Origin of the sequence: Paenibacillus sp. 19GGS1-52 (assembly GCF_022369515.1) — a bacterium.
GTDB lineage: Bacteria > Bacillota > Bacilli > Paenibacillales > Paenibacillaceae > Paenibacillus_AQ.
Map to the genome: position 1 here is coordinate 6785004 of NZ_CP059724.1, position 26180 is coordinate 6811183.

The following is a 26180-nucleotide window of genomic DNA, read 5'->3' on the forward strand; positions in this document are numbered from 1 at the left end:
GATCAAGGAGGCATGAGGCATGCATATTTGTATCATTGCTCCGGAGCAGTTCCCGGTTCCTGGAGACGGTTCAGTCGAAATCTGCATTTGGGCAATTGCCAGACTACTTGCCCACCAGCATAGAGTTACTATTGTAAGCCGGAGAACGCCGGGACTTCCTGACTCTAATGAGCAGGAGCGAGTAAGCATCATCCGCTTACCTGCGGACAGCCTCTCCCACTATCTCACAGCGGTGCTGAACTACATTCAGGGTGAGCGGTTCGATGTGATTCAGGTAGATAATCGCCCGTTGCTGATGGCTGCTGTTAAGAAACAGCTGCCCCATACTCCTGTGCTGTTATTTCTGCATTCTTTAACCTTTGTACCGCCTACAGCAACAATCGCCGGGAACCTCAGCAAAGCCGATCTGGTTATTGCCAACAGCCACTCGTTACAGCAAAGGCTGGCCCGCCGTTTCCCCCGTTTGAATCCGAAGATCAGCATTGTCCCTCTGGGAGTTGACCTGTCCCGATTCGTACCGACACAAGCTGCGGAGAAGCTGCGATTGCGCAGGCTGTATCAGCTTCCACCTGGTTTTGCAGTATTGTTCGTTGGTCGGGTGATTCCCCGCAAGGGCGTCCCCGTGCTAATTCGGGCTATGCAGCGCCTGAATTCACGCCTGCCTGCTCATCTCATCATCGCTGGCAAGGGGAAAGCGCCCTACATCCGGCAGTTGAAGCTATTGGCCCGGCGGCTGGGTGTATCGGTTTCTTTTCTCGGAAACGTAGCCCATGAGGAGATCCACGGCCTATATCAAGCCGCCGATTGTTTCGTCTGTCCCTCCCAAAGACACGAATCCTTCGGTCTGGTTAATGTGGAGGCAATGGCTACTGGACTTCCTGTCGTTGCCTCGAGCAATGGCGGGATTAAGGAGATTATCATCTCTGGGCATAACGGTTACTTGGTAAAACGCTACCGTGAGTCTCTACCTTTTGCCAGATGTTTGCTGCGCATAGGCCGCAATCCCAAGCTGGCAGCAAAGATTGGAGCACAGGGCCGGATGGATGCGCTGCAGACCTTCGAGTGGAAGCATACAGCTGCACGGCTGGAGATCTTGTACTTGTCTCTTTTGCCGCAATCGCAGAGCTTGTCTTAACGCTTTACCGCAGCTATGCGACACTCTGTAACATTGAATTTGTGACGTTATTCACATGATTCAACAACCAGAAAATTTATACTGATATTGTAAGCGTTGCCATTAAGCGCATCTACTCATTTATACTTACACCTATGAAATTGGCAACCCCTATACACATATTCTTCGCTGTAGAAAGGGTGCATCATTATGTTAATGATCAAAGCAATCGTAAGACCCGAGAAAGCCGATGAGGTCATGGCTGAGTTAATGCTTGCTGGCTTTCCATCCATCAGTAAGATGGATTTACTGGGTCGCGGGAAACAAAAGGGGATTCAAGTCGGAGACAATCACTATAATCAAATCTCCAAGAAACTGCTGATCATTGTCATTCAGGATGATGAGAAAGAGGATGTACTTAGTATTATTATGAGAACTGCGAAAACCGGAGACCATGGCTCCTTCGGAGACGGTAAAATATTCGTATTGCCTGTACATGAGGCCTATACCATTAGCAATGGTAAAAATCAGCTGTAGGTCGAATCAAAACATAAATTTCGCGAAAAAAAGGCAACAAAGCTGTACAGGGAACGGATATTAACCGCCCCAGGTACAATTTTGTTGCCTTAATTATATTCTCCATTATTATATTAATCCTGCATCAGAACAGTTGGACTACCGTAAGAACAAGACCTACGACAAAACCGCATAAGGCTCCGTTAACACGAATCCACTGCAAATCCTTGCCCACTTTATCCTCCAGCATGTTCACCAGACTAGCATCATCCATACTATCCAGGTTCTCCTTGACCAATAGGCCAAGCCGGAAATGGTTAGCCTCTACGAAGCTGATCAACGAAGCACGAATTCGCTCTTCCCAGCTTTGAATCCACTGTTCTTCCTTGCTGATACGGCGTACAAGCATGGCATAAAGGCCGAATAGCTTACGTCCACCAACTGTCTGGTCTGCTTCCACAATGCCGACTGCCTTGTCGCGGATTTGTTCCAATTGCGTTTGCAGAAAGCCAGTGACAGCTTCGCTTTGCAGCTCGTTCAATGCCCATTCCTTTATTGAGGCCAGCTTTGTCTCATCGCTCACAAGCTGGAATAGCGCCACTCGGATTTCACGGATGACCTCCTCGCGGTATGGACTGTCCTCCTCACGGAAATCACGAATAGCGGATTGCAGCATCCCTTGCAGCATTCCACCCAGCATATCGTCATCCGTAAATCCGACAAAAGCCTGAAAAGCCATCCCCTTAAATCCGCCAAGCTTCACCTCAGACAGCTTCTCACTAGCAAGCTTGCCTAACATAGCCTTCGTTTCTGGACGTTCCGTCCACGTGGATACTCCCGCCAATGCATAATCGAGGACTGCTACATCTTTGCCATCGTTCATTAATTTAGTCGTAATCTTATCTGCGAATATTCCCAGCTCTGCTTCACGAATGTATTCTGCGGCTGCGGATTGAATATAAGGCACAGCCTTATCTAACGGAAGGCGAAGCACAAACTCGCCAAGCTGTTGCAGTAGTTCAGCTCTCGCCTTCTTTCTGCTGAAAAACTTTGTCAGTAGTTTGGAACCAAGCGACACTATACGAATCTTACGCAGCTTGTTCTCAATACTCTCTTTATTCAGCAGCTCATTCTCCATGGCGGAGATCAGCGACTGAATGATTTTATCCCGGTTCTTGAGCAGCAGAGAAGTATGCGGAATAGGCAAGCCCAGTGGATGGCGGAATAGCGCCGTGACCGCGAACCAATCGGCAATCCCCCCCACCAAACCGGCTTCAAAGCCACCTCTGAGTAGGATAACAGCCAGATTTTCCGGCAAAAAAAGTGTGATTAGAAAGCCAATCGCCATAATGGCGAGTGAAGTCGTGGCTAAATTTCTGGATTTCATGATTATTCCCCCTTACGGTATGACAACTTCCAACAAACATTGTACCACGAGTGAACTCCATTCTGAAAATGTGGCAATTAATGATAAGATACAAGAATACTTTTAATGCCCTTGAAGGGGGACAACTTTCACACGACAAGGAGATACCAACATCATGCTGATTGCTTTGGATATGGATGGAACACTACTGAACGAGAAAGGTAATATCAGCCCCGGTAATCGTGAGGCGATCCTGCAAGCTCAGAAGCTGGGCCATATTGTGGTTATCGCTACGGGACGCTCTTACATGGATGCGGAGCGACAGCTGCGGCTGGTCGATCTGGAATGCCCTGTAATTAGTCTGAACGGGGCAGTCATTACAATGCCTGACAAGACGCTGGTGGCGAGCAAGCCGCTTAACAAGGAAGATATCATTCCTGCTCTGCGCTGGATGAACGAAATTCCGGAATTGTATTATGAGGTCTACACAGAGGATACCGTTTATGCGGAGCTGAACAAGCGAGTAAAGCTGGAGAAATTAGCGGCGCTCAGTGATGAGGAAGTACCGGAGGAGGTTAGCTGGCTGCTGAAAGCCATGATCGACCAGCAGTTTCAACAGGCTTCCGTAACCTACGTGGAGAACATGGAGGAAGTGTGGAGTAAAGATGAGAATGTCATTTATAAAGCACTGGCTTTCTCTCTGAACCGTGAGCTGCTGAAGGAAGCCTCTACTCGATTTGCCGCGATTCCCGGAATGATTATTACAGCATCACATGTAAATAATATTGAGATCAATCATAAGGACGCCAACAAAGGCTCCGGTGTAGCCCAGCTGGCTGCACATTACGGCATCCCCCTGGGTCATGTTGCAGTTATGGGCGACAGCTATAATGATCTGCCAATGTTCGAGATGGCCGCCTACAGAATTGCCATGGCTAATGCGGCACAGATTCTTAAGGATACTGCCGAATATGTCACTCTCAGTAACGAGGAGGATGGAGTAGCCGTCGGTCTTCAATATCTTTTTAATCAGAAATAAAGCTGTCCAGACGTCCAACTACTCTGTGCAGCAAAAAGACTGGAAGTCTATGCTTCCAGTCTTTTTGCTCTGAGGTGAATGGGGTAGTCTATTGCCTATTCCATATTGCTATGTTGCTTGAGCGCCATAGCATTATCAATTTGGCTCAGCTTGGCAAAAGACAGGCACACGCTGTCCAGTACAAGGTGAACGCACTGGTCGAACAGGGAACCTAACGGCTGTATGCTCGGCTGTTCTCCTTCCCGGCGGTGCTTCGTCGCCGCCGGAATGAGAATCAGCCGGGAAGCACATTTGCCCAAGGGAGACTCTCTGTTGGTCGTCAGAGCAATGATGAAAGCGCCTATTTCCTGTGCCTTCTGCGCCGTCCAGACGACACTTTGCGTTGTGCCAGAACCGGAGACAGCCACCAGAATATCATTCCCTGATAGGGATGGGGTGATCGTCTCACCGATCACATATACAGTTGCTCCAAGATGCATCATCCGCATAGCGAATGACTTAGCCATCAGCCCCGAGCGGCCCTCACCAATTACAAAGATCCGTTTATCTCCAAGCAATTGAAATGCGGTCTCCTCTGCTGCTGACTCCTCAAAGCGCCCCAGCACCTCGGAAATTTCGGACAGAATTTCTTTCAGCTTACTCATCTTTGTACACCCTCTCCTGTTCTTCAATCCATGCTTTAATTGCCCGAGCTGCCTGCGCTGGGTCCGAAGCCTTCGTAATCGCTGAGCCAACTATAAGTACGGCTGGCCGCAGTGGCCACAGCTCTGGCAGTGATTCCAGCGTAATCCCACCGGCGGCGGCCATTTGCAGACGCACCATTGTATCAGATAGACTCGTTAGCTCTGCACCGTTGCTCGCAGCAACCTGCCGAGATTCTTCAACCTCCTGCTGATCCTTGCTAATATGCAGGCAGTGAATCGCCTGAGTGTACTCTGACAGCTCCCGCTGCTGCTTCGGTGAAGTATGCAGCAGATCGATCATCGTTTGCCTGCCGAACCGTTCAGCAGTCTCTACACATAGCTTGACCGTAACCGGTGGTGCGGCACCCATTACAGTCGCTACATCGGCTCCCGCCTTGAAGCAGAGTTCAAATTCGTATTTGGCGTTATCAAAGGTCTTCATATCGGCCACAATTACCTTTTGCGGAAATTCACGCCGCATAGCTTCCACCGAAGCCATGCCGTACTCCTTGATAAGCGAGGTGCCCACTTCGATCCAATCGATGTAAGGCTCTGTGCACCGAGCCATTGCCACCGCTTCTGTTATACTCATCCGATCTAGCGCAAGCTGGATATTCATTGCGTAGACACCTCCAGCTTAGCTTTCTCCGCCCGCTCCTTTCGTGAAGAATTTACCATCATCGTAAGAATCGCTGACAGCAATAGCGAACCCGCCATGAAAATGTAGGAAGCTCCAAAACCACCCGTGGAGCCGTTAAGATAACCAACAATATAGGAACCTACAAAGGAGCCGAGTGCTCCCATACTGTTGATCAATGCTGTCGCACCGCCAGAGACGTTTCGAGGCAGAATTTCTGGAATAATCGCGAAGAATGGACCATAAGGTGCGTACATTGCACCACCAGCGATAATCAGCAGCACGAACGAGATCCAGAAATGATCCGCGCCAAGCAGGTATGAGGCATAGAAGGCAATGGCTGCGACCAGCAGGAACGGCCAGACGAAGGCTTTACGCTTCAGTGTCTTGTCGGAGAAATAGGAGACGCTCAGCATCGCGATCACCGCCAGCACATAAGGAACCGCCGTTAGCCAGCCAGTCGCAATCATATCCATGTTCGGTGCGGCCTTAATAATCGAAGGCAACCACATGACGAAGCCGTAGAGCCCAATGCTCCAGAAAAAATACTGCAAACACAGCTTGATAACAAGAGGCGACCTGAACGCTTCTCCATAATTCTTCACCGGCTTGAGTCCTTGCTGCTCCTCCTGGAGTGCATCTGCCAGGGCCTTCTTTTCGCTTCCATTCATCCATTTTGCATCCGACGGTTTGTCATTAACCAGTCTCCACCAGAAGAACGCCCAAATAATCGGCGGCACACCTTCGAGAATAAACATCCATCTCCAGCCCACAGAGGAGACCAGATAGCCGGAAACGACCGACATCCACATTACTGTTACAGGATTGCCAAGAATCAGGAAGGTATTGGCCCGTGAGCGCTCCTTTTTGGTAAACCAGTGGCTGAGGAAGACGAGCATCGCAGGCATGACAGCGCTCTCTACAACACCAAGACTGAAACGGATAACAATCAGATAATGAACGCTATGAATGATGCCTGTCGCAGCAGCAAGAAATCCCCAGAGAATCAGCGACCAAAAAATCAGCTTCTTGGCGCTCTTGTTCTCGGCATAGTGTGCCCCAGGCACCTGAAAGAAGAAGTACCCTAGGAAAAATAGCGCTCCCAGCAGCGATGACATTGACGCAGAGATTTGCAAATCCTTAGCCATCCCGGATGCTGCACCGAAGCTGTAATTGGCACGATCCAGATAAGCAAGGCTGTACGTAATGAATACAATGGGAATCAGCCGCAACCAGCGTGTTGCAGATAAGCCAGTCTTGTTCGTCTTATTCGTCTTCATTGTCATTTCGCTCCCATCAATTGATCTTGAAGATAACGTTCCAATTCAACAAAGGTTGGATAACCCTCATGATCTCCCGCTGACTGCACGGCCAAGGCTCCGATCGCATTCCCCCGCTGTACGGCCTGCTCAATATTCAGCCCTTCCAGCAATCCGCTGATCAAGCCGACGGCAAAGCCGTCACCTGCGCCTACCGTATCTATTACTCGCTCCACTTTAAAGCCAGTAACGGTTCCTTCATCCTCACGCGTACGGTAGTAGGCACCTTCCGGTCCCAGCTTGACGACAACAAGCGAAGCACCACGTTCCAGATAAAAAGCTGCGATATGTTCCGGATCGCTGGAGCCAGTCAGAATCTCACCCTCCTCTATTCCCGGCAGTACCCAATCTGCCCTAACGGCCAGATCGTTGATCACCGTTACCATTTCGGTACGCGAGGACCAGAGCGAAGGCCGCAGGTTAGGATCAAAAGAAATCGTCCGTCCCGCTGTTCTCATACAGTTCAGCGCAGCATTTGTGAATTCTCTCGTTCCTGCATTCAGCGCTGCTGGAATTCCCGTCAGATGCAGATGACGGAAGCTGGTAAAATAGCCTGGGTCAACATCTCCACCTGCCAGCGTGCTCGCCGCCGACCCTTTGCGGAAATACTGCACCTGCGGATCGCCCGCCAGCACCCTTGATTTCAGTTGAAATCCTGTCGGATGGACTGCATCATCGGTTACTCCAGCAATATCAACCTTCTCGGCAAGCAGCGATTCACGAATGTATTCCCCGAAGACATCTACGCCCACTTTGCTAACCCAGCCTGCCGTTAGTCCCAAACGAGAAAAGCCAATCGCTGTATTCAGTTCCGCACCGGCCAAGCCACGACTGAAAGCCCCAATGTCCTTTAACTCTCCCGGCCTGTCAGCAGCGAACATAACCATGGCTTCGCCAAACGTGACCACATCTCTCAAGTGCATAGTATCTCTCCTCTCTCGCGCAGCAGATTGACATAATAGTTCAAGCGTTCTCCTGGCGGCAGTGTGAATTCAATAGCGCGGGGAACCTCGTCAGGCAGCAGCTTCAGCAGCTTTCGCCATGGTGCATCTTTCTCTGGTGGCAGAGGAAGAGTTATGCAGGTTCCAGTCGACGAATCGACATGTTTGCAATGAATATAGGCGACATAAGGAGCCAGCATCTCCGCAGCGGCAAAGGCATCTTCGCCACAGTATGCCCAGTTGCCTGTATCAAACGTCAACTTCACCCCGGGGAGACCGTACCTCGTAACCGCTTCGAAAAAAAACAACAGGTTCTCCGCCTTACCGCCGTAAGGCGTCTGGTCGTTCTCGATCAGGAGAGTGAACTGCCCAGCCTGCAGACGGTGATCTTCAAGCAGCTGTTTCAACCGCTCCACCTGCTCCAGCTTACACTCCCTGTTGAAATGCCCCAGCGATACCTTTAGCATTTCCGGCCTTAACATTTGCGCTTCCTTAAGCGCTTTCAATAATCCAACTTCGTTAAGTTCCCCTGTGGTTTTCCACAATTCTATTGGAACGGAGTATACACTGTGCAGACGCTCGCGTTCAACGGCTTCCCGACAGGCTATAAGCGGAAGTTCTCCTGGTGGGAATAGCTCACGCCGGAACTCCAGCCCATCACCGCCGCTGCTACGGACCGTAGCAGCCAGATTATGCTGTTCGCTAACTCCTGCTCCAAACACCGAAGCCGGAATATAAATCATACTCATTGAAAATCCCCCTTACTTTTGAATTACAAGCAAATCACCGGAAAATTCCGAAAGAAGAAAATTTATCTTGCATCTTGTAAAACGATTTAGTAAATCGGTTTACTTATGTTTGATTGTATTATACTCCCCACCTCTTTTCTTTTCAAGCCTTTATTGTAAAGCGCTCTCATTTCGGATTAAATTGCTCTATCGCAAAAAAAAACCGCCCCTCCCAAGCTAGCGGGAAGAGTGGCTGTATAGGGTTTAGCTATCAAATCTACTGTACGATTAAGTGCCTGAGTTATGCAGGATAAGCTCAGAAGACTCACGTATGGCAAGCTCACATGGAAAAACAAGTTCGGTAGGCTCCAAGTCCTCGGCCTCTGAACGGATGCGCCTGAGGATGAGTTCTGCTGCTTTTCGGCCCATTTCCAGGGATGGCTGGTTAATCGTCGTTAAGGTCGGAGTGAGCAAGTGGGCGAAAGGGATATTATCGAAGGCGACCAGTGCCAAATCGTCCGGCACTCGCATCCCCTGCTCTTTAACAACAGCCAGTATTTCCAGTAGGACCAGGTCATTACCGGCAATTAATGCTGTTGGTGCCTCAGCCCCGGTAAACAGCTCACGGAACCGGTCCTTCAGGCTGGAAATCTCTGCATTAATAATCATTCGCTCACTATATCCCAGTCCAAGATCGTCCATGGCCTTCCGATAGCCTTCGGTACGCTCCACCCGCGAACTGATCGTCAACGGAGCGGTAGCAATAGCGATTTGCCGGTGTCCCTGCTCCGCTAGATGAGCTACCGCAGCGTATATAGACTCCCGATTATTGACAACAATAGTGTCGGCCTTAACGCCTTCCACCCGGCGGTCCATGAACAGAATAGGATACTTATGCTTAGCGAGCTTAGCATATAATGCAGTGTTCTTCCCTGTAGGGAGCAGAATGATTCCATCGACCTGCTTGGCCTGCAGCATTTCGGCGTATTTCTGCTCCTTGCCACCATCCTCGTCGCTGTTGCAGAGAATGACGTTGATATCCTGCTCCTGACAGTAGTCCTCAATGCCACGGCAGATTTCAGTCGATAGCTGGTGCATTATATTGGCTACAATGACACCCACTGTCGACGTGCGCTTCTGCTTAAGACTGCGAGCCAGTACATTGGGCTGATAGTCAAGCTCCTCGATCGCTTGCTCGATTTTGCTCCGGGTATCTGTTCCCATATGCTGATACCGCTTGCTTAAATATTGAGATACGGTGCTTTTAGATACACCGGCTTTTTCCGCAACATCAGAAATTGTTACTTTGACCATTGTCCCTTACTCCCATCGCTCTTACGTCCAAGCTGTCATTATATTCACTATAAATGGCTTCTTCACAGTTGTCTAATGACAGCATGACTTACGAGATCAAATAGAAGGGACTCCTACCCCTCCCAGTTGTCTGAAATCCGCACAATATCCTCCGTGGCAGAAGTGCCGGGAGAGGAGGCGATTTCTACAACAATTAATTCCAGGTGTGTCGTTGCCCGCAGGAGATGTCTTGCCCCAGCAGGTACTGTAATCATCTCTCCGACGGTAGCTGGATGAACCATCCCTTCTATGATGTATTCCCCACTCCCGGAAAGCACAGACCACATTTCTTGCGTGTGTGGGTGAAGGTGGTAGCTCGTATGCCTTCCGGACAGCAGCGCGACTTTGGAGGTCGTAATCTCCGTACCTTCGGCTGTACGGGTGCAATCCAGTATGCGGGAGCAGCCCCAGCGCTTCTCTTCGATCATCGGCCGCATCACCTGGCCTTCCAATTCCTCCTTAATCCGTTTCGCCTGCTCTTTGCCAGCAACCAGAATGCCGTCGGGGCCCGCAGCCACGATCAGGCCTGGTGCACCGATGACATGCACCGGGATTGAGAGCTCATTGACCAGATGTGTGTCCTCTGAATCCGCCGATATCGTTCCTAAACCCGTCACTTCCCCAGGCAAAAAAGGCGTTAGTGCATCCCAGCTGCCGATATCCGCCCACTGCCCAGTGTAGGGAATGACAACGGCACTTTCCGTTTTCTCCAGCACCTCACGATCGAAGCTTCGCTCCGGCAGCAGATTATAGTGTTCCAACAGCTCTTGATACACAGTCGTGAGACCTCTGTCTTCCAGACAGGTGAGCAAGAACTGCAGGGAACAGGAGAATACCCCGCAGTTCCAAAGCCCTCCTTGGGAGATGAGATATTCGGCCCTAGCTTCATCCGGCTTCTCGGAGAACTGCGCAACCTGTAAATATTCAGCACTACTTGAGGTACCTCTGGGTAGTATATATCCGAATTGTGTGGAGGGAAGTTGCGGCGTGGCTCCAAGCAGCGCCAGGTCTGCTCCTGATTCGGCCAGCACCTCGGGAAACCGCTGGAGCCGTTTAAAGAACGAGGCTTCAACATAAGAATCCACCGGAATCACAGCTACGATCTCCTCTGGCCGAATCTTCCGAACGGAATGCAAATAACTTGCCGCCAGAGCAACAGCCGTGAACGTTCCCCGTTTCAGCGGTTCGGCCAATACCGGAATATCCCCACCTACAGACTTCCGGGTAATTTCGACCTGGCTGCGATGGGTCACAATACAGCTTGAAGCAAGCAACTCCGCCTCCGCCAGCCCTCTGCATACCCGCTCAATCATGGATTCCACCCCACCGCCCGCTTTGGGTAGAAGTTTCAGAAAAGCCTTAGATCTGACCTCGTTCGACAACGGCCACAGCCTTTTGCCCGATCCACCGGACAAGAGTACAACCTGCAAGCCCAACACCCCCTTCCGTACATGATAGATTCACCGCTTTGGCCTAATACGACATCCTCGGCGACCTCATCTTCATCCGAACTCTTTACTTCGGCGTTCTCACGTAACCCTTGCGTTTATGAAAAGAAAGTGATCTGTACTTCTCCGCCAGCTTGTTCCGCTGCGCCTTGGAGAGCTGTCCTGCATTCATGTGGAGCCCCTTATTGAGGGCCTTCCGGATTGCCATTCCGCTACGGTCAGTGGAATACAGGTAATTGCCATAGGTCTCAAATTCAGAGAAGGCAAATTGCTTCGAACGGTCCATGCTGTGCAGGATCGCCGAATACCAAGGCATATGATGTTTTGCTTCAATTTCCTTTTTCATCCGGGCCAGCTTGGTGCGCTCAAATAACATATAGTGGGTGACAAAAGAGGATTTCGCTGCCACCTTACGGCCCATCAGCTTTCTATAGGTCACGAAATACTGGGGCTGGCTCCAATTGCGGCTGTAAAAAAGTGTCTTCCCCTTCGCACGGAACCGGTGCGGGGCAATTAGAACTGTATCGGCATCAATGACGAGAAAATAGTCAGCCGTACACAGCTTGTCGCCGTTTAGCTTCAGCAATTGTTGAAACAGCCAGCCTGAACGCTCCCAGGTCCGGGAACGGTAGTGGATATCTTTTTTGGTCAGCGGCAGAACCGAATTCTCATTAATAAATGTGCAGCCCTTGGTTTGACAAAAATCCAGGATTCGCTGCTGTTTGGGAGCGACAATCAGAATACGGCCGATTGGATGCTTAACCTGTGCTCGGACAGCGTCAATAACATAGGGAAGTGTAGCCAAATCCTTCTCAATTGCCGGGATCAGCACATCTATAGTGGGCAAAGACATACGTTCATCTCATCTCCAGATTAATGAATTTGCTTTATAGATATGAGCCGGCAGGGCAAAAGGCATGGGCCTTCACAAAAAGATCGCAGATAGCAACAACGTCTCTATTCATAAATCTTAAATAGCCATTATTAAAAAAAGGCACTAAAAGTATCTAGCAAACTAGGAAAGTATACATAGAATTATTAATCTTCTTGAATACACTATTCTAGCAACACAATAAAAAAAGAAGGAGAGGATGAACATGACAATTAGTATCCTGAATTATGCCGCCAGCGTACCCGATGGCTTTTCCGGTGGGGTCCCGCCAGTCACGATTCCACAGGTTCCCACACAGCTTCAAGTTGCTGATCTAGGGGTATTCATTCCGCAGTTGACACCCGCGGCTAACGGGCGCGTTCTGTTGTCTGCTGATGTCGGCGTTCAGAACATTGGTCCTACATTCAACAATGCTCTGCAGTTTCACATCTATCGGGATGGGCAAGAAATCTTCAACACGCAGCTAGGTACACAAACTGTAGGAGCGTTAAGTAATTACTTTTATAACATTAGCTTCAGCACCATTGATGAGGAGGTACCGCCAGGCTTTCACGTATATTTGTTGAATGTCTCCGCTATTATTTCTGTTGTGGCACTATCAACGGTCCAGGTTGTTGGACCGGTTACGTTCAGCGGATTAACCATTTCGTAGACCACTATTCTATTATCCTAAAGGAGTGAGCATTATGGCTGTATCATTACTGGCAGCAGGCACCATTGTACCTTCGGCTACAGCAGCAGGAACACTACCCATCACAGTACCTTTGACACCTCTATTCGTGCAATTGGCAGCAGTATCTGTATTAATACCTCCAGGAAGCCCGTCTAATAACCGGGTTGAGCTGAATGCAACCATCGGGATTGCGGCTACATTAAATATTCCGCAAGTTCTCTTCCGCATATTCCGTGACGGAATCCTTATCTTCACTTCCCAACAAGGGCTTCAAAATGCAGCCGAACAATTTTATTGCGTGCGCTTGATTACGGCTGACTTCAACGTTCCTGTGGGTGGTCACATTTATACTTTAACCGTAGAACGACTGGCACTTAACGATCCCGCAACTGTCGCCGGCCCTATTACCTTAAGTGCGCTGGCTTTTGGACCTGTTCCCAATTAATAACAAGGAGGCTATATAGCTATGAGCACTTATAATTTACTTGATTACAAAGCAAGTGTACCCAGCAACGCAAAAGGCGGCACAGCTCCAGTGATACTTCCAGTGAGTCCAGGAATCCTACTGGCCGACCTTGGCATCTTCATCGTTCCACCCGTTCCTGCAATCAATCGTGTAGAGTTGAAAGGCACATTAGGCTTGCAAGGAATCAGCGGCAATCCTATCGTCACCTTGCGGATTTTCCGCTTGGATAACAATGTCGCTCCGGGGATTCAAATTTTCACCAAGGTCTTAAACGTGGAAGCTGCAGCGTTAACGGAAATGTTCTATACTGCCTCTTTCAGTACGATTGACTTCAACGTGCCCGCTACGACTGGCTTTGTCGTATACAGACTGACTGGTGAGATTGCGGCTGCAGGCAATACGGCTAATGTCGTCGGACCCATCACGTTTACCGGTTTAGCTATAGGTATTACGCCTTAGTCAAAGCAGCAGAACCGCCTTCTTAAGATAAGGGGCGGTTACATACATCCATTTATAAAAATCTCAAATTTGTGCATCCATCCAGCGGGGATGGTATATTGTAGATTGGCTAATGGATCAACACAAGAAATTATTGAAGGTGAATGCATTGAACAAACTGTTATTTCATAATATCCCTCCGGGCGCGACCGGAGAACAAATACCCAAAGCAAAGATAGCCTCCGCCCAGACCAGTAGAGAACTGGTTCAGCCGGAGGAGAACGATTCGGCATATTTCCGCAGGCTGGAGGAGGGTGGAATTCTGCTGAACCTCCCGCAAATTACCGCCGTAAGGCACGATAAGGGACCGCTGCTGACACTAGCCGGGGCTGGCTCTGGCAAAACGTCGGTTCTGATCTGCCGAACCGGTTATTTGCTGTCTGTACGCGGCATCCATGCTAGCCAACTGCTGCTGCTGACTTTCTCCAGCAAGGCCGCGGCAGAAATGCGTGAACGCATAGCCTTGCTGCCTGGGGTGAGCGCAGACGACGCTGCCCGGCTGCAGGCTCGCACGTTCCACTCTTTTTTCCTGTATTTCCTGCGCAGACAGGGCTTGCAGCAGGAGATTTTCCACGAGACGCGCCGCCAGCATATTTTGCTGAAGCAGATTATGCGTGAGCTGGGTCTGCCTAAGGACGCTTATCCACCGGAAACCCTCTTGGCACTGCTCTCCTCCTTCAAGATGAATATGGGCAAGCTTGCGGATTTGCCGGAAGGCACAACGGCTGAGCAAGAGATGAAAGCCATTCTGACAATCTATGAACAATGGAAAATAGATCATTTCAAGATCGACTTCGATGATGTTCTCTTAATCGCCTACCAGATGTTGCGGGAGCGGCCAGGGTTATTGCAGGAATTGCAGCAGCGCTATCAGTACGTCATGGTCGATGAATTTCAGGATACGAACGCCCTGCAATACGAGCTGGTCAAGATGATCTCGCATCCGCAGCATAATCTGATGGTCGTCGGAGACGATGATCAGACCATCTATTCCTTCAACGGCGCACGCAGCGAGTTTATTCTGGAGTTTGAGCAGCTTTATCCGGGGGCAAGAGTGATTACGCTGGATATCAATTACCGCTCCAGTCCCGCTATTGTTGGGCTGGGCAACGGAATTATCCGGCATAACAAGCGGCGGCGTTCCAAAACCCTGCAATCAGCCAAGCTTAGCGGCAATCAGCCTCAATACATGCGTCCGCAAACTGCAGACGAAGAGGCCGAGCAAATGGTCGAGCATATTCTGGGCGAAGTAGAGAGCGGTAAACGAGAGTATAGTGATTTCGCTATGCTGTACCGGGCATCAAGCAGTAACCGGGCTATTCTGGAACTGCTGCTCCTGCGCGATATTCCTTATATCGATTATGGTGCAAGCCAATTATTGTACGAGCACTGGCTGATTTCGCCGGTGGTGGACCATTTGCGGCTTTCGGTGAACCGGCGTGACTTTGCCGCAATCGAGAATATCTTGCCAACCTTATATATGAACCGTGAAAAAGGCATGGAGCACATCCGCCGGATGGAGACTGTACAGCCGAAGCAAGGACCCATGATCCATCTGTTATCAATGCCTGGTATGGAGGATTTCAAAGGCGTCAAGCTCAGAGAAAGGCTCGATCTCATCCGGAACCTGCAAGAATTCACACCCGTGCAAGCCATCCGGCAGATCCGTTCCCAATTCTACGATTATTTCATCGAGGCCAATGGGCGCTCTCAGGCGACACTACACAGAGAGACTCTAAAAGAAATGCTGGACGAGCTGGAAGCCTCGGCGGAGCGCTTCGACAGCATAACCGCATTCCTTGATTTCATTGCCAATGTTACGGAGCGAAATGAACATAACCGCCTACCTGGAGCAAGCGAGCAGGGTAACCGGATTGCGCTGATGACGATTCATAAGTCTAAGGGGCTAGAGTTTCCGGTTGTCTTCCTGATTGGAGCCTCTGAGGGTATTCTTCCGCATAGCTCTGCACTGGAAGGCGATCGTTTGAAGGATCGGAAGAAAGCGGGTGGAAGCAGCGGAGCAATCAATATGGGGGCACTGGAGGAAGAACGCAGACTTGCATATGTAGCCGTTACGAGGGCTCGGGAGGAGCTATTTATCAGCTCCCCTGCACAGCATCGAGGCAAAAAAGCCGAAGTCTCCCGCTTTATGCTATCGGCTTTCCGTTCTGCTGCTGCATCCGAAGCACCTGCTTACGGAAGTAGACCTGTAACAACAAGAACATTGCCAGCCAGCAGAACCTTAGCGGTAAGAACCCATACGGTTCCTGTATGGAAATGTACCGGTAAGACCTGCCCGGGCTGGACGCGTGTGAAAGCAGGTGGGGCTGAGGATCATTTATCCGTAAAGCCCTGCCCGCTCTGCAGCTCTTCTATGGAGAAGGACAGCCGAGTCGTCCCGGTATAACCTAAAAACCCCTTACAGCAACAGTGCGAAGATTCATGAATCTCGAATCTAAACACTTGCTGCGGTAAGGGGTTTTAGCTAATGCTGTATAGTTTTGATATTAGGCCGGTGTTACTACTTCTGCTACTGGTGCTGCTGCTACTTCTTCTTCAACTTCTTCTTGTACCAGTTTGATCTGAATGATAACTGTAGTAGGATCAGTCAATACTTCAATGCCGTCTACGAAAACAAGATCGGAAACGAGCAGTTGTTCGCCGACTTCAAGACCACTAATGTCAACTTCCATCGAAGTTGGCAGTACATCAGGCATACAACGAACTTGTACTTCATAAATTTCTACCTGTTGAACTCCACCTGATTTCAAACCAACTGGTTCTCCAGAGAAATGAAGAGTAACATTACTGTCCATGCTAACGGACATGTTCACATATTGAAAGTCGATATGCACTAATTTACCTGTGAAAGTATCTTTTTCAATATGCTGAACAATGATCGGCATCACTTTAGCATCAGATACCTTGCCCTCTAGAATCGCACGTGGATTCTTTTTCAGCATAGTAAGCATTTCTTTTTCATTAACTTCCAAAGTAAGCGTATCTTTACCTACACCATATAATACAGCCGGAATACGTCCTTCTTTTCTAGCTAGTTTCATTTCGGACTTTGTTCCAGCGACACGTTCATTTAATTGGATTAATTTACTCATTTTATAGTTCCCGCTCTCTTTGACCATAAATTCTTGTCAATCTAATTATAACATGACCATAGAATCTAGTCAAATCAGCCGTTCTCAAGCTTCATATTCGCAAAAAGGGTCGGGGATCTCAATTTGGTAAGCCTCCGCATCACTAACTCCCACAGAAAGTACTGCCCGGCCATTACCAGACCGTATCAGTCCACCGCTAAAAACAACATCGTTCAGGTCTGGCCGTTTGCCGGGACCGATGGGAAAGTCACTTCTTGTAGCAATAATCTTAATCGGCGTAGTCTCGAAGGTTTCAGGATTCAGCGAAAAAACCATGGAATAATAATGTTTTTTTGCACTATGATCAAGACAGGCTATATGGCCCAGAACGCCTATATGGCCATTGCTCAATAAATGGGCTTCGTTCGCCCCTCCCCACTCTTCTGACACAAATTGATCTTGCAGCACCTCTGCTTCAATAAAGGTCTGCTCATTTAATTCTTCCAGCGAAGGAATAATCGTAAATCCGATCTGCCCTCTTCCACCCCGTTCACCTTGCGGTCTTGTAAATACCCCTACTCGGCCATCCCCAAGCTCGATTAGGCGAATATCTTTCATCGTACCAGGACCGGAGGAAAAATGATTTAACGAATCTATATCAAATCCACGATAGAATTGAGTGACCCATGAAACAATCTTATCAGGAACATCGACATCCGTAATGACTTCGACTCCACCTACAATTAATTCATCCTTAATGATGGTCATGCATGGATCCTGCAGGTTGTATGTATGTGTATGTATACGTGGACTCCAAACTTCATCCTCACAGGTGAAAAAGAAGACTTGGGAGAACTCACTATTTCGTTCCTCTACTCTTCCCAGCAGCACTTCCTCCCCGTTATATTGAAACGGAGCTGTTATATTATATACATCCCGATTTCCAACCCCGGAGAAGGTTAACTTCTTCACCGTCGTTACACGCAGGTTCGCAAAAAATGTATCCAAAAGCTGCTCACAGGTTGCGGGCTTCAGTAGATTCGTTGTCATTTCCGTCCTCCTGACGATCATTCGATTCCTCTATTGTACAATCACTATCTTCATCCGCCTCGACTCTAATGAGTTCCCCTGGCTGAACATCAAAATATAAACAAAGCTTCAGCAGCAAATCACGGGGGTACTGTACCATCTCATTTTTATACATCCGACGCACGGAATCGAAGTGATAATTAACATCTTTTGCAAGCTTTCTTATGGATAGTTTTGGATCATGATTCAACATGACCTCATTCAGTTTACTCTTTATTACTGGCATACTTGCACCTCCAACATCAATATATATATAGAATACAGGAGAGTCAATGAAATTGACAAGAAAAAACGGTCATGATATAGTAACAAAAGGAAAACAATTGCATTTTTAACAATAATTTTAAATAAAAAAATTTCTCTGGAAAATAAAGTCCTCTTTATTTTCTTTTTTTTCTCCAAAAAATGGATTCATAGGGAGGCTCTTTGAATGGATAACATAAATCGCAATCGAAATATCGTTTTTTTGGGCACGAGTCTGCCAAGAGAATGTGGCATTGCAACGTTCACACAAGATTTATTAGATCAATTTGCACAGATTAAGGGCTTCAACAAACCTCGTATTATTGCTATTAATAACAATAATGCTTCTTACCAATATGGGGAACAGGTCCTTAGAGAGATTGACCAGGAAAATCAGTCAGATTATACAGAAACAGCCCATTATCTTAACTCTTCAAATGTTGATCTGCTTGTAATCCAGCATGAATTCGGTATTTATGGGGGCGAAAGCGGAGAATATTTAATTCCTTTCGTCGAGAAACTTCGGATTCCCTATATCGCCATTTTTCATACCGTGTTGACAAAACCATCTGTCAAACAACGCTTTATCATCAATCGGGTTGCGGAACTGGCTGTTAAAGTTGTAACGATGGCGCAGTCTACCGTCAAGGACTTGACCTCTATTTATGGAATTGACACCCAAAAAATTGCCTTTATTCATCATGGGGTGCCTTATGTCCAAAGCGAATCCAGAGCAAAACTCAAAGAACAATACGGCTTTGCAGACCGAAAAATATTGTCCACCTTTGGCTTTTTAAGTCCTGGCAAGGGAATTGAGTACGGCATAGAGGCTATGCGCGGAGTAGTTAGTCAGCATCCGGAGGCTCTTTACATCATTTGGGGAAAAACACATCCGGTAGTTAAACTAGAAACAGGCGAGGTATACAGACAAAAGCTGTTGGATCTCGTGGAAGAATGTGATCTACAACATAACGTTCTCTTCGTCGACAAGCTGTTGACGCAAGAAGAAGTCATTCATTCGCTTGTAATGTCAGATATCTATATGACTCCCTATTTAGGTAAAGATCAGGCCGTTAGTGGTACTTTGGCATATGGAGTAGGTTATGGACGAGTCATTATCTCCACTCCTTATCGATATGCCGAGGAAATGCTCGCCGAAGGTAGGGGATTGCTGGCACAATTTCATGATTCCATTTCCCTAGAAGCTTGTATCCTACAATTACTAAATAACCCTGATATGGTGAAGGAAATGGAAGCCCGTACGCTGGAACTGGGAAAAACGATGATGTGGAGCGAAATTGCCAAAACCTATGCTGCTCTGTTTCAGGAAAAAATCGCAATCTCCGAGTTAGCCAATAGGAGCGTGATTTAATGGAAACCCCAACGATTCAACAGTTCAAATCTGATTACCTATACAGAATAACCGATGATACTGGGATTTTTCAGCATACGAAGTTTGGTGTTGCTGACCGTTCCAAGGGCTACACCACAGATGATAATGCGCGGGCTCTAATCGCAGCCGTTCTTTTATACAGTCGTACGAAAGATTCAGCGGCGCTGGACCTGATTCATACTTATATTTCTTTCATCCATCACGCGCAGAATACAGCTGGGAACTTCAGAAATTTCATGGATTATAACCGTTCCTTTATGGAGGATAGTGGCTCTGAGGATTGCCAAGGACGCACATTATGGGCGCTAGGCTTCGCCCTCTCGCATGCGGACTCCCTGCCTGATAATTTAATGAATACCTGTCGTTACTTGATCAACCAAGCCTTACCGCATCTTGAGGCGCTTGTCTCTCCTCGCGCTGGTGCCTATGCACTTGTAGGCCTAAGTTATTTAATAGAGACGCCTGATGCTTTAAGTTACGCTTTTCCATACCATCACAATACAAATACAGCGGAAGAACAAGCCTTCCTGCCCAAAGCATTTATCCTCAGCCTAATCGAGAATATTGCTGTCCGTCTACACGAATCCTACAGCCGCAACAAAGGGAAGGGTTGGAATTGGTTCGAAGACAGCCTTACGTACGGAAATTCGATGCTGCCTTGGGCTCTGTTAAAGGCCTTCCGCATTTCCGGCAACGTTCAATTGAAGGACACTGCCAAGGAAAGCTTGGACTTTCTAGCATCGCAGACCTTTTCTATAGAAGGATATTATAAGCCGATTGGCAGCCATGGCTGGTTGCTGAGAGCTGGAGAAGCTGCTCCATATGACGAACAGCCGATTGAAGCCTGCGAAATGCTGCTTGCTTGCCAAGAAGCCGCTATTGTTCTCCAAGACCCTGCTTACCTGAAGCAAGCTCAGTTATGCTACCAATGGTATTTAGGACATAACTCTTTGAATATTTCTCTGATTGATCCGCAAACCGGGGCTTGTTATGACGGCATCCATTCGACAGGATTGAACCTTAATCAAGGTTCGGAAAGTATCATTTCCTACTCTATTGCCCATTTGGTGATGCATCATGAATAGATTCGCTACCATCCTAGCTGGCGGGGGCGGAACACGCTTCTGGCCGCTGTCCAGACAAGAGACACCGAAGCAGCTGCTGAATATCAGCGGCAACGATATTATGTTAAATGATACGATCGAACGCTTCAAAGGGATTATTCCTCAGGAGAATACGGTTATCGTGACAAATCGTTCTCAGGCCGTATTAATGGAAAGTATCATGCATAGCAGTGTGTCCAGAAAAAACATACTGATCGAACCTGTGGCGCGAAACACGGCAGCAAGCATCCTTTTTGCGGCATTGTCCATTGATAAAGCACACGGTGACTCTTTAATGGTCGTCTTGCCTTCTGATCATTATATAACTGATGAAGATCAATTCCGGATGACGTTGGACGAAGCCTGCACGGTTGCCATGGAGTCAGACAAAATTGTAACGATCGGGATTAAGCCTACTTTCCCTTCTACAGGATACGGCTATATTGCCTTTGATAAAGAGCCACTTTCTACGAATCCTGTCGCCATCTATGAGGTTGCGGAATTTGTGGAGAAACCAAGCTTCAAGAAAGCGCAGGGTTATCTCTCATCAGGCAATTTTTTATGGAATAGCGGGATCTTCATTTGGAAAACATCTGTTGTGATCGATAATTTCAAGCGTTACCTGCCTCGTCTCTATAAGACTATGCTGCCAATCAGGGATTGTTTGGGTACCGAACAGGAAGAAGAAGTGCTTAACCAGATTTATCCGACGCTGCAAAGCATTTCAATTGATTATGGCATCCTGGAACGCTCTGATGATGTCGTTGTGCTGTCCGGTCAATTTGGCTGGAATGATATCGGCAGTTGGGATGCACTGGGGGCAATCTTCCCTCCGGATGAAGCAGGCAACATTATCAAAGCGAATCATGTGGGCATCGACACACACAATTCCATCATCTACGGCAACGGCCGGCTGATTACAACCTTTGGCGTTGATGGCTTTATTATTGCGGACACCGAGGATGCACTCTTAATCTGTCCCAAAGATAAGGCGCAGTCTGTGAAGGAGATCGTCGATTTGCTGAAGGAACGTGGAATGACCGAATATATTTAGTTATATAGACGCAAAAAAAAACAGATCATCGCGGTTACGCTAATGATCTGTTTTGTTACGTCCAGGCCCACAGAAACCCATCCCGGTCCCAAGCAATCTTACCGCCATGCAGCTTGCGGAAAACCTTCTTCACATCTTTGGAAAGCGAAGCATTGCCATTCTCATTCACAAATACAAATTGCTCCCCGAAATTCTCCTTAACATATTCAATCGCAGCCGTCTGATACAAAGTGCCGGTAAAGCGAATCTCCTTAACCATCCATTCCGCTACTTCTTGTGCTGTTACTTCCATTACGGTATGTCTCCTTTTATTGCGCTCTAAAATGTTTCCTCATTATAACATGAATACAGCCCGATTCGGAAAATGACCGAATCGGGCTGTATTGTAATCTACCTCGGACTATAGCTAGTCCTTAGGCCTGATATGTATTATTTCTTGCTTGACGAGGCTTCTGTGCTGCAGTTACCATAAGCAGAATTCCAGTGATTAAATGCAGGATCCAACCTACAAATGGAATCCAAGCCAGCAACGACGTTATAATCCCCAATACTGAACCGTAAAATGGCTCTTTATTCTTCGAGGATAAGATCAAAGTTACTACATGTAGGATAAACGTTAATCCTAGTACGGTATATCCACTACCAATTACAATGGCGGCTCCAAGAAGCGGAATTGCCAATATAATTTCTAACGAACCTGTAAGCCATTTTAGAGCTCTTGAGCTACTCACAAACAAACCCCCTAAATAGGTAATATATACTAAAGATTATACAAAATCATCTTGGGTTTAGATATACATTTTTTCGTATTTAGACATAATATTTGTACATCTCCCAGCCCATTTCGACCTATAATTGCACCGCCTCATCTTCCTCCTTACGTGACACTACGGGTACAAAAGGAGGCAAACCCTCCTTGCTCATCGCGGCCGCAGGCTCCAGACCCAGACAGTGGCACATTAGCGGAGCGAGCCGCAGCTGAGGCAGCGCCTGCACCTCTTTTTCCAGTGACAGCACACCGTCCCCAAACGTATATAATGGCACATGCCGCTCTGCAGGAGTAACTCCTCCGTGATAACCGCTCGAGGTCATTCCATGATCTGCCGTGACCAGAATCTTATAGCCCTGCTCCATCCAGAGCGGTAATACAGTCGCAAGCAAACCGTCTACTTTCCGTACGGAATATTCATATTCCTTGCTCTCCCCGCCATAATGATGTCCGGCATCATCAATATTCATAGAGTGGATGTACAGAAAATGCGGATCAAACGCTTGCCGTAAATACTCGGCATCTGCAAACACATGGCTGTCCGGGTATTGATCCTCAAAATAAAAGCTGCCATGCTGTATCGGCTTAAGTACATTGTGCTGATGACGATCCGTAAACGGGTTAAACGGTGCAGAACTGTACAACTCACTGACCCAATGATAAGCAGCCGCGGCTGTGCGCAGATTGGCAGCAACGGCCAAATGGAAGACGCTCTGTTCATGGCTCAGCCTGACGATATGATTCGCCGTGATGCCGTTCTTCGCCACTGGTGTGCCTGTTAATAGCACTTCATAAAGAGGGCGTGACAGGCTGGGCAATTCCGACTGGACTTTATAACATGATAATATCCCCTGCTCCACGAGATGCTCCATATAGCCCATATATTTACGGGCCGCGTCATATCTGAGTCCGTCCAATACTACAACGATGAGCTTGTTCGTTATTTCGGTCATTGTTGTCCTGCCTCCTCTACTATATTTAATATATTTATGCGCCTTCTCGTTCCAGATGCAGCAACTGTGAAGGGTCCAGTACCAAGGTAACGTGATCTTGTTCTCCTATCCGCAGAAAGCGCCCGTCATTCAGAGCATCGACAGTCAACATAATGCCTGCTGTATCGACTGTATAACGAATAATATTGCCCAATACAGACACCGAATGAATGGTTCCACTCACCAGAACTTTGCCGTCTGCAACATCCAAGGAGCCTTCACCCTCTAGAAGCAGGGAGACTGCTTCTGGACGAATGGCAAAGCTTTCGGAGTTACTCTCCACTCCGTGGAACAACGCCATGATTTCGCTTCGGCTCAACACATTATAGCTGCCCATGAAGCGGGCGACGAACTCCGTACGTGGCGCTGTATACAGCCCCTCCGGTGAGCCATCCTGAACAATCCGTCCGCCATTCATAATGCAGATCCGATCAGAGAGAATGAGCGCTTCTTCCTGATCATGGGTGACAAATACCGTCGTCATGTTCAGCCTCTTCTGGATATCGCGAATTTCCGTCCGCAGGTTCTTGCGGATCTTGGCATCCAATGCGCTTAACGGCTCATCGAGCAGCAGTACCTTAGGCTGGACTGCCAGCGAGCGGGCCAGTGCGACACGCTGCTGCTGCCCGCCCGAAAGCGACTGTGGATAATCATCACGTTTGGCTTCCAGATCGACCATGGCCAGCAGTTCTTCGCAGCGGTTGCGACGTGCGACCTTGGATAACCCGCGCATTTTCATCCCGTACTCAATATTCTGGCTCACACTCAGATTGGGAAACAGTGCATAAGATTGGAACACCATTCCTACCTCTCTGTTGCGGGGAGGAAGCTTCGCCAAATCCTTGTTCTCCAGGATAATCCTGCCCCCATCAAGCTCCGTAAGGCCTGCAATACAGCGGAGCAGCGTACTTTTTCCGCAGCCGGAAGGCCCGAGCAGCGTCACTAACTCCCCTTCACGGATCTCCAAATCCACATCGTCCAGTACACATGAATTCCCGAACATTTTGCGCACACCCTGCAGCTTCAAATAATCCTTCATCCCTGTACCCCTCCCCCCATTTTTTTGCCAAGCTTCATCAGTACTGTCGACAGAACTAGAATAAATACAAAATAGGAGATGGCAATCGCACTCGCTAAATGCCCGCTTTCTCCAACACGCTGATATAAATACACTTGGATAGTCTTAATATGACCACCGACCAGCATGTTCGTGAGCACAAATTCACCAAACAAGACGGAGAACGATAACAATGTCGAGACGATAACCCCCGGCCAAATATTAGGCAGAATTACATTTACAAAAGCCGTTCTACGGCGGGCGCCCAGCAGTTCAGCAGCATTCAGCAGCTCTACGGCAGAAACGGTTAACAGACTGTTGCGAATGCCTTGATACATATAGGGGAGAATGACTACAAAATAAGCACCGATCAGCAGATAGGCCGTTCCGGCAATATTCAGCGGCCCCGAGGAGTAAGTACGAATAAGCCCAACTGCGGCTACTACGCCCGGCACGGCATAGGGCAGAACAACAATGCCCTTCATAAAACTCTCCCAGCGCGGAAAATAGAGGGTGATTACAAAGACAGCTGGCAGCATCACGGCAAGACTTAGCGCCACACTGATAAAGCATAGATAGAGCGATGTCCACAGCGCCTCCAGAAAGCGGATATCCTTGAACATCTCACTGAACCAATTCAGCGTCCAGCTCTTAGGCAGCAAGCTATTTTGCCAATCCTGTGCAAAGGCATACAGGCCGGTCGCGAGCAGGGGAAGCAATAAATAAACCATCAGCAGCAGCATAAAAGTACGCGGTGCGAAGCCCGCTTTTCGTGTGTTCATGGTTACATCTCCTCTCTGGCCGCAGGTCTGAGGCGCTGCGCAACATTGCCTTTGGGCTGCGGTTTTCGGAGCGGTCCACTGCTGCCGAATCGCTGTGCGCGCCGAAGCATCCGGTGATTGAGATACACAGCCAGCAAGGTTGTTAACGCAAGCAGTACAGCCAGCGTACTGCCCATCTGCGGCTGAGTGACGACATCACCGGCGACCAGTGATCCAATTCTTACGGCGAGCAAGTTATAATTGCCGCCAACTAGAGCATACGCCGTCGCATAAGCGCCCATCGCATTGGCGAACAGAATGCCAAGTGTGCCGAAGATGGCCGGAGACAGAATCGGCAGGCCAATGGTTTTCCAGAACTGCCAGGGTCCTGCACCCAGCAAGGAGGCAGCCTCCCTCCACTGCTCTCTAATCCCATAAAACGATGGATACAGGAGCAACAGCGCTAATGGAACCTGAAAATATACATAGACCAATATCAGGCCCGACCAGCTGTACAGGTTGAAATCCGAGAACACGCTCCAGCCCCACTGTTTGAACAACAGCGTAAACACACCATTATTCCCCAGCAAAATAATATAGGCGAAGGCTAGCGGAACTCCGGCGAAATTCGAGGTCATATTGGACAGCATCAATAGCCGATCACGCACAGCTGGAGTAAAACGGGTGATGCAATAGGCACATACCAGCCCAATCACTATTCCGAGCAGGCTGGAGGAGATGGAGATCAGCAGGCTGTTCTTGATCGCTTGCATATAATAGGCACTCTGCAGCGCATGCAAATAATTCCCCAGCGTAAAACCTGTTCCGTCCTCGTTGCGAAAGCTGCCTGTCAGCATGGACAATATAGGGACAAGCTGAAACGCCAGCACCATCAGTGCGAAGGGGAGTAGTGCTAGAATCACGCCGCGTTTTCTCAGTTTCATCTTGGTTTCG

The 26180-nt window shown here is 48.4% G+C and carries 28 protein-coding genes; 10 read left to right on the forward strand and 18 right to left on the reverse strand.

The window, feature by feature from the left end:
• Nucleotides 1–19 precede the first annotated feature (19 nt).
• The gene (locus H1230_RS31110; RefSeq protein WP_239713637.1) at nt 20–1135 is read left to right on the forward strand and encodes a glycosyltransferase family 4 protein; all 1116 of its coding nucleotides are present in this window, start codon (nt 20–22) and stop codon (nt 1133–1135) included.
• 189 nt (nt 1136–1324) lie between these two features.
• On the forward strand, nt 1325–1651 hold the full coding sequence (locus H1230_RS31115; RefSeq protein WP_154120807.1) for a P-II family nitrogen regulator: 327 nt from the start codon (nt 1325–1327) through the stop codon (nt 1649–1651).
• 124 nt (nt 1652–1775) lie between these two features.
• Here the strand turns inward: H1230_RS31115 and H1230_RS31120 are convergent, their stop codons facing one another.
• On the reverse strand, nt 1776–3017 hold the full coding sequence (locus H1230_RS31120; protein ID WP_239713638.1) for a DUF445 domain-containing protein: 1242 nt from the start codon (nt 3015–3017) through the stop codon (nt 1776–1778).
• Nucleotides 3018–3171: 154 nt separating this feature from the next.
• On the opposite strand from H1230_RS31120, the gene H1230_RS31125 reads away from it, so the two are divergent.
• Nucleotides 3172–4035 carry a Cof-type HAD-IIB family hydrolase gene (locus H1230_RS31125; RefSeq protein WP_239713639.1) on the forward strand — a complete coding sequence of 288 codons (864 nt, stop codon included), beginning with the start codon at nt 3172–3174 and terminating at the stop codon, nt 4033–4035.
• Nucleotides 4036–4130: 95 nt separating this feature from the next.
• Here the strand turns inward: H1230_RS31125 and hxlB are convergent, their stop codons facing one another.
• From hxlB to H1230_RS31165, 8 genes are all read right to left on the reverse strand, one after another.
• Nucleotides 4131–4679 carry a 6-phospho-3-hexuloisomerase gene (hxlB, locus tag H1230_RS31130; RefSeq protein WP_239713640.1) on the reverse strand — a complete coding sequence of 183 codons (549 nt, stop codon included), beginning with the start codon at nt 4677–4679 and terminating at the stop codon, nt 4131–4133.
• Nucleotides 4672–5337, reverse strand: coding sequence for a 3-hexulose-6-phosphate synthase (gene hxlA / locus H1230_RS31135; RefSeq protein ID WP_239713641.1), 666 nt, complete (start codon nt 5335–5337; stop codon nt 4672–4674). Before hxlA ends, hxlB begins: the two co-directional genes overlap by 8 nt.
• Nucleotides 5334–6635 carry an MFS transporter gene (locus tag H1230_RS31140; protein ID WP_239713642.1) on the reverse strand — a complete coding sequence of 434 codons (1302 nt, stop codon included), beginning with the start codon at nt 6633–6635 and terminating at the stop codon, nt 5334–5336. Before H1230_RS31140 ends, hxlA begins: the two co-directional genes overlap by 4 nt.
• A 2-nt stretch (nt 6636–6637) precedes the next feature.
• Nucleotides 6638–7597, reverse strand: coding sequence for a sugar kinase (locus H1230_RS31145; RefSeq protein ID WP_239713643.1), 960 nt, complete (start codon nt 7595–7597; stop codon nt 6638–6640).
• Complete coding sequence (locus H1230_RS31150; RefSeq protein ID WP_239713644.1) at nt 7588–8364, reverse strand: sugar phosphate isomerase/epimerase family protein; 777 nt, start codon at nt 8362–8364, stop codon at nt 7588–7590. Before H1230_RS31150 ends, H1230_RS31145 begins: the two co-directional genes overlap by 10 nt.
• A 267-nt stretch (nt 8365–8631) precedes the next feature.
• Nucleotides 8632–9657 carry a LacI family DNA-binding transcriptional regulator gene (locus H1230_RS31155; RefSeq protein ID WP_239713645.1) on the reverse strand — a complete coding sequence of 342 codons (1026 nt, stop codon included), beginning with the start codon at nt 9655–9657 and terminating at the stop codon, nt 8632–8634.
• A gap of 113 nt (nt 9658–9770) precedes the next feature.
• A complete protein-coding gene (locus H1230_RS31160; protein ID WP_239713646.1) occupies nt 9771–11126 on the reverse strand; it encodes a sugar phosphate nucleotidyltransferase in 1356 nt (451 codons plus the stop codon).
• An 85-nt stretch (nt 11127–11211) separates the two neighbouring features.
• The gene (locus tag H1230_RS31165) at nt 11212–11997 is read right to left on the reverse strand and encodes a DUF6492 family protein (protein WP_239713647.1); all 786 of its coding nucleotides are present in this window, start codon (nt 11995–11997) and stop codon (nt 11212–11214) included.
• A 244-nt stretch (nt 11998–12241) separates the two neighbouring features.
• Here H1230_RS31165 and H1230_RS31170 point away from each other — a divergent pair, with 244 nt between their 5' ends.
• From H1230_RS31170 to H1230_RS31185, 4 genes are all read left to right on the forward strand, one after another.
• Nucleotides 12242–12688, forward strand: a complete 447-nt coding sequence (locus H1230_RS31170; protein ID WP_239713648.1) for a hypothetical protein — start codon at nt 12242–12244, stop codon at nt 12686–12688.
• 34 nt (nt 12689–12722) lie between these two features.
• Nucleotides 12723–13154 (forward strand): exosporium protein C, encoded by a 432-nt coding sequence (locus H1230_RS31175; RefSeq protein WP_239713649.1) that lies wholly within the window; start codon nt 12723–12725, stop codon nt 13152–13154.
• A gap of 21 nt (nt 13155–13175) precedes the next feature.
• Nucleotides 13176–13634, forward strand: a complete 459-nt coding sequence (locus H1230_RS31180; RefSeq protein ID WP_239713650.1) for an exosporium protein C — start codon at nt 13176–13178, stop codon at nt 13632–13634.
• Between the two features lie 148 nt (nt 13635–13782).
• Nucleotides 13783–16080: a UvrD-helicase domain-containing protein gene (locus H1230_RS31185; RefSeq protein WP_239713651.1), complete on the forward strand. Its 2298-nt coding sequence runs from the start codon at nt 13783–13785 to the stop codon at nt 16078–16080.
• Between the two features lie 100 nt (nt 16081–16180).
• Here H1230_RS31185 and H1230_RS31190 read toward each other — a convergent pair whose 3' ends face one another.
• The 3 genes from H1230_RS31190 to H1230_RS31200 form a co-directional block, all read right to left on the reverse strand.
• The gene (locus tag H1230_RS31190) at nt 16181–16786 is read right to left on the reverse strand and encodes a 50S ribosomal protein L25 (RefSeq protein ID WP_239713652.1); all 606 of its coding nucleotides are present in this window, start codon (nt 16784–16786) and stop codon (nt 16181–16183) included.
• Between the two features lie 84 nt (nt 16787–16870).
• Complete coding sequence (locus tag H1230_RS31195) at nt 16871–17815, reverse strand: DUF1861 family protein (protein ID WP_239713653.1); 945 nt, start codon at nt 17813–17815, stop codon at nt 16871–16873.
• Nucleotides 17781–18080 (reverse strand): helix-turn-helix domain-containing protein, encoded by a 300-nt coding sequence (locus H1230_RS31200; RefSeq protein WP_239713654.1) that lies wholly within the window; start codon nt 18078–18080, stop codon nt 17781–17783. The genes H1230_RS31195 and H1230_RS31200 overlap by 35 nt, the downstream gene beginning before the upstream one ends.
• Before the next feature lie 204 nt (nt 18081–18284).
• On the opposite strand from H1230_RS31200, the gene H1230_RS31205 reads away from it, so the two are divergent.
• The 3 genes from H1230_RS31205 to H1230_RS31215 are packed head-to-tail and all read left to right on the forward strand — an operon-like array spanning nt 18285 to nt 21647.
• On the forward strand, nt 18285–19469 hold the full coding sequence (locus tag H1230_RS31205; protein ID WP_239713655.1) for a glycosyltransferase family 4 protein: 1185 nt from the start codon (nt 18285–18287) through the stop codon (nt 19467–19469).
• Nucleotides 19469–20575 (forward strand): glycosyltransferase, encoded by a 1107-nt coding sequence (locus H1230_RS31210; protein WP_239713656.1) that lies wholly within the window; start codon nt 19469–19471, stop codon nt 20573–20575. The genes H1230_RS31205 and H1230_RS31210 overlap by 1 nt, the downstream gene beginning before the upstream one ends.
• A complete protein-coding gene (locus H1230_RS31215) occupies nt 20568–21647 on the forward strand; it encodes a mannose-1-phosphate guanylyltransferase (protein WP_239713657.1) in 1080 nt (359 codons plus the stop codon). Before H1230_RS31210 ends, H1230_RS31215 begins: the two co-directional genes overlap by 8 nt.
• A 55-nt stretch (nt 21648–21702) precedes the next feature.
• Here the strand turns inward: H1230_RS31215 and H1230_RS31220 are convergent, their stop codons facing one another.
• The 6 genes from H1230_RS31220 to H1230_RS31245 form a co-directional block, all read right to left on the reverse strand.
• Nucleotides 21703–21939, reverse strand: a complete 237-nt coding sequence (locus H1230_RS31220) for a DUF6953 family protein (protein WP_154120796.1) — start codon at nt 21937–21939, stop codon at nt 21703–21705.
• A 121-nt stretch (nt 21940–22060) separates the two neighbouring features.
• The gene (locus H1230_RS31225) at nt 22061–22378 is read right to left on the reverse strand and encodes a hypothetical protein (RefSeq protein ID WP_239713658.1); all 318 of its coding nucleotides are present in this window, start codon (nt 22376–22378) and stop codon (nt 22061–22063) included.
• Between the two features lie 118 nt (nt 22379–22496).
• The gene (locus H1230_RS31230; RefSeq protein ID WP_239713659.1) at nt 22497–23369 is read right to left on the reverse strand and encodes an alkaline phosphatase family protein; all 873 of its coding nucleotides are present in this window, start codon (nt 23367–23369) and stop codon (nt 22497–22499) included.
• Between the two features lie 34 nt (nt 23370–23403).
• On the reverse strand, nt 23404–24447 hold the full coding sequence (locus H1230_RS31235) for an ABC transporter ATP-binding protein (RefSeq protein WP_239713660.1): 1044 nt from the start codon (nt 24445–24447) through the stop codon (nt 23404–23406).
• On the reverse strand, nt 24444–25247 hold the full coding sequence (locus H1230_RS31240; RefSeq protein WP_239713661.1) for an ABC transporter permease: 804 nt from the start codon (nt 25245–25247) through the stop codon (nt 24444–24446). The genes H1230_RS31235 and H1230_RS31240 overlap by 4 nt, the downstream gene beginning before the upstream one ends.
• A 2-nt stretch (nt 25248–25249) precedes the next feature.
• Nucleotides 25250–26170: an ABC transporter permease gene (locus H1230_RS31245; RefSeq protein ID WP_239713662.1), complete on the reverse strand. Its 921-nt coding sequence runs from the start codon at nt 26168–26170 to the stop codon at nt 25250–25252.
• Nucleotides 26171–26180 lie beyond the last annotated feature (10 nt).

Bases quoted from the DNA above. Each gene is read 5' to 3' on its own strand.
- H1230_RS31110 (WP_239713637.1), top strand. From the start codon at position 20: ATGCATATTTGTATCATTGCTCCGGAGCAGTTCCCGGTTCCTGGAGAC.
- H1230_RS31115 (WP_154120807.1), top strand. From the start codon at position 1,325: ATGTTAATGATCAAAGCAATCGTAAGACCCGAGAAAGCCGATGAGGTC.
- H1230_RS31120 (WP_239713638.1), bottom strand. From the start codon at position 3,017: ATGAAATCCAGAAATTTAGCCACGACTTCACTCGCCATTATGGCGATT.
- H1230_RS31125 (WP_239713639.1), top strand. From the start codon at position 3,172: ATGCTGATTGCTTTGGATATGGATGGAACACTACTGAACGAGAAAGGT.
- hxlB (WP_239713640.1), bottom strand. From the start codon at position 4,679: ATGAGTAAGCTGAAAGAAATTCTGTCCGAAATTTCCGAGGTGCTGGGG.
- hxlA (WP_239713641.1), bottom strand. From the start codon at position 5,337: ATGAATATCCAGCTTGCGCTAGATCGGATGAGTATAACAGAAGCGGTG.
- H1230_RS31140 (WP_239713642.1), bottom strand. From the start codon at position 6,635: ATGAAGACGAATAAGACGAACAAGACTGGCTTATCTGCAACACGCTGG.
- H1230_RS31145 (WP_239713643.1), bottom strand. From the start codon at position 7,597: ATGCACTTGAGAGATGTGGTCACGTTTGGCGAAGCCATGGTTATGTTC.
- H1230_RS31150 (WP_239713644.1), bottom strand. From the start codon at position 8,364: ATGAGTATGATTTATATTCCGGCTTCGGTGTTTGGAGCAGGAGTTAGC.
- H1230_RS31155 (WP_239713645.1), bottom strand. From the start codon at position 9,657: ATGGTCAAAGTAACAATTTCTGATGTTGCGGAAAAAGCCGGTGTATCT.
- H1230_RS31165 (WP_239713647.1), bottom strand. From the start codon at position 11,997: ATGTCTTTGCCCACTATAGATGTGCTGATCCCGGCAATTGAGAAGGAT.
- H1230_RS31170 (WP_239713648.1), top strand. From the start codon at position 12,242: ATGACAATTAGTATCCTGAATTATGCCGCCAGCGTACCCGATGGCTTT.
- H1230_RS31175 (WP_239713649.1), top strand. From the start codon at position 12,723: ATGGCTGTATCATTACTGGCAGCAGGCACCATTGTACCTTCGGCTACA.
- H1230_RS31180 (WP_239713650.1), top strand. From the start codon at position 13,176: ATGAGCACTTATAATTTACTTGATTACAAAGCAAGTGTACCCAGCAAC.
- H1230_RS31190 (WP_239713652.1), bottom strand. From the start codon at position 16,786: ATGAGTAAATTAATCCAATTAAATGAACGTGTCGCTGGAACAAAGTCC.
- H1230_RS31195 (WP_239713653.1), bottom strand. From the start codon at position 17,815: ATGACAACGAATCTACTGAAGCCCGCAACCTGTGAGCAGCTTTTGGAT.
- H1230_RS31200 (WP_239713654.1), bottom strand. From the start codon at position 18,080: ATGCCAGTAATAAAGAGTAAACTGAATGAGGTCATGTTGAATCATGAT.
- H1230_RS31205 (WP_239713655.1), top strand. From the start codon at position 18,285: ATGGATAACATAAATCGCAATCGAAATATCGTTTTTTTGGGCACGAGT.
- H1230_RS31210 (WP_239713656.1), top strand. From the start codon at position 19,469: ATGGAAACCCCAACGATTCAACAGTTCAAATCTGATTACCTATACAGA.
- H1230_RS31215 (WP_239713657.1), top strand. From the start codon at position 20,568: ATGAATAGATTCGCTACCATCCTAGCTGGCGGGGGCGGAACACGCTTC.
- H1230_RS31220 (WP_154120796.1), bottom strand. From the start codon at position 21,939: ATGGAAGTAACAGCACAAGAAGTAGCGGAATGGATGGTTAAGGAGATT.
- H1230_RS31230 (WP_239713659.1), bottom strand. From the start codon at position 23,369: ATGACCGAAATAACGAACAAGCTCATCGTTGTAGTATTGGACGGACTC.
- H1230_RS31235 (WP_239713660.1), bottom strand. From the start codon at position 24,447: ATGAAGGATTATTTGAAGCTGCAGGGTGTGCGCAAAATGTTCGGGAAT.
- H1230_RS31240 (WP_239713661.1), bottom strand. From the start codon at position 25,247: ATGAACACACGAAAAGCGGGCTTCGCACCGCGTACTTTTATGCTGCTG.
- H1230_RS31245 (WP_239713662.1), bottom strand. From the start codon at position 26,170: ATGAAACTGAGAAAACGCGGCGTGATTCTAGCACTACTCCCCTTCGCA.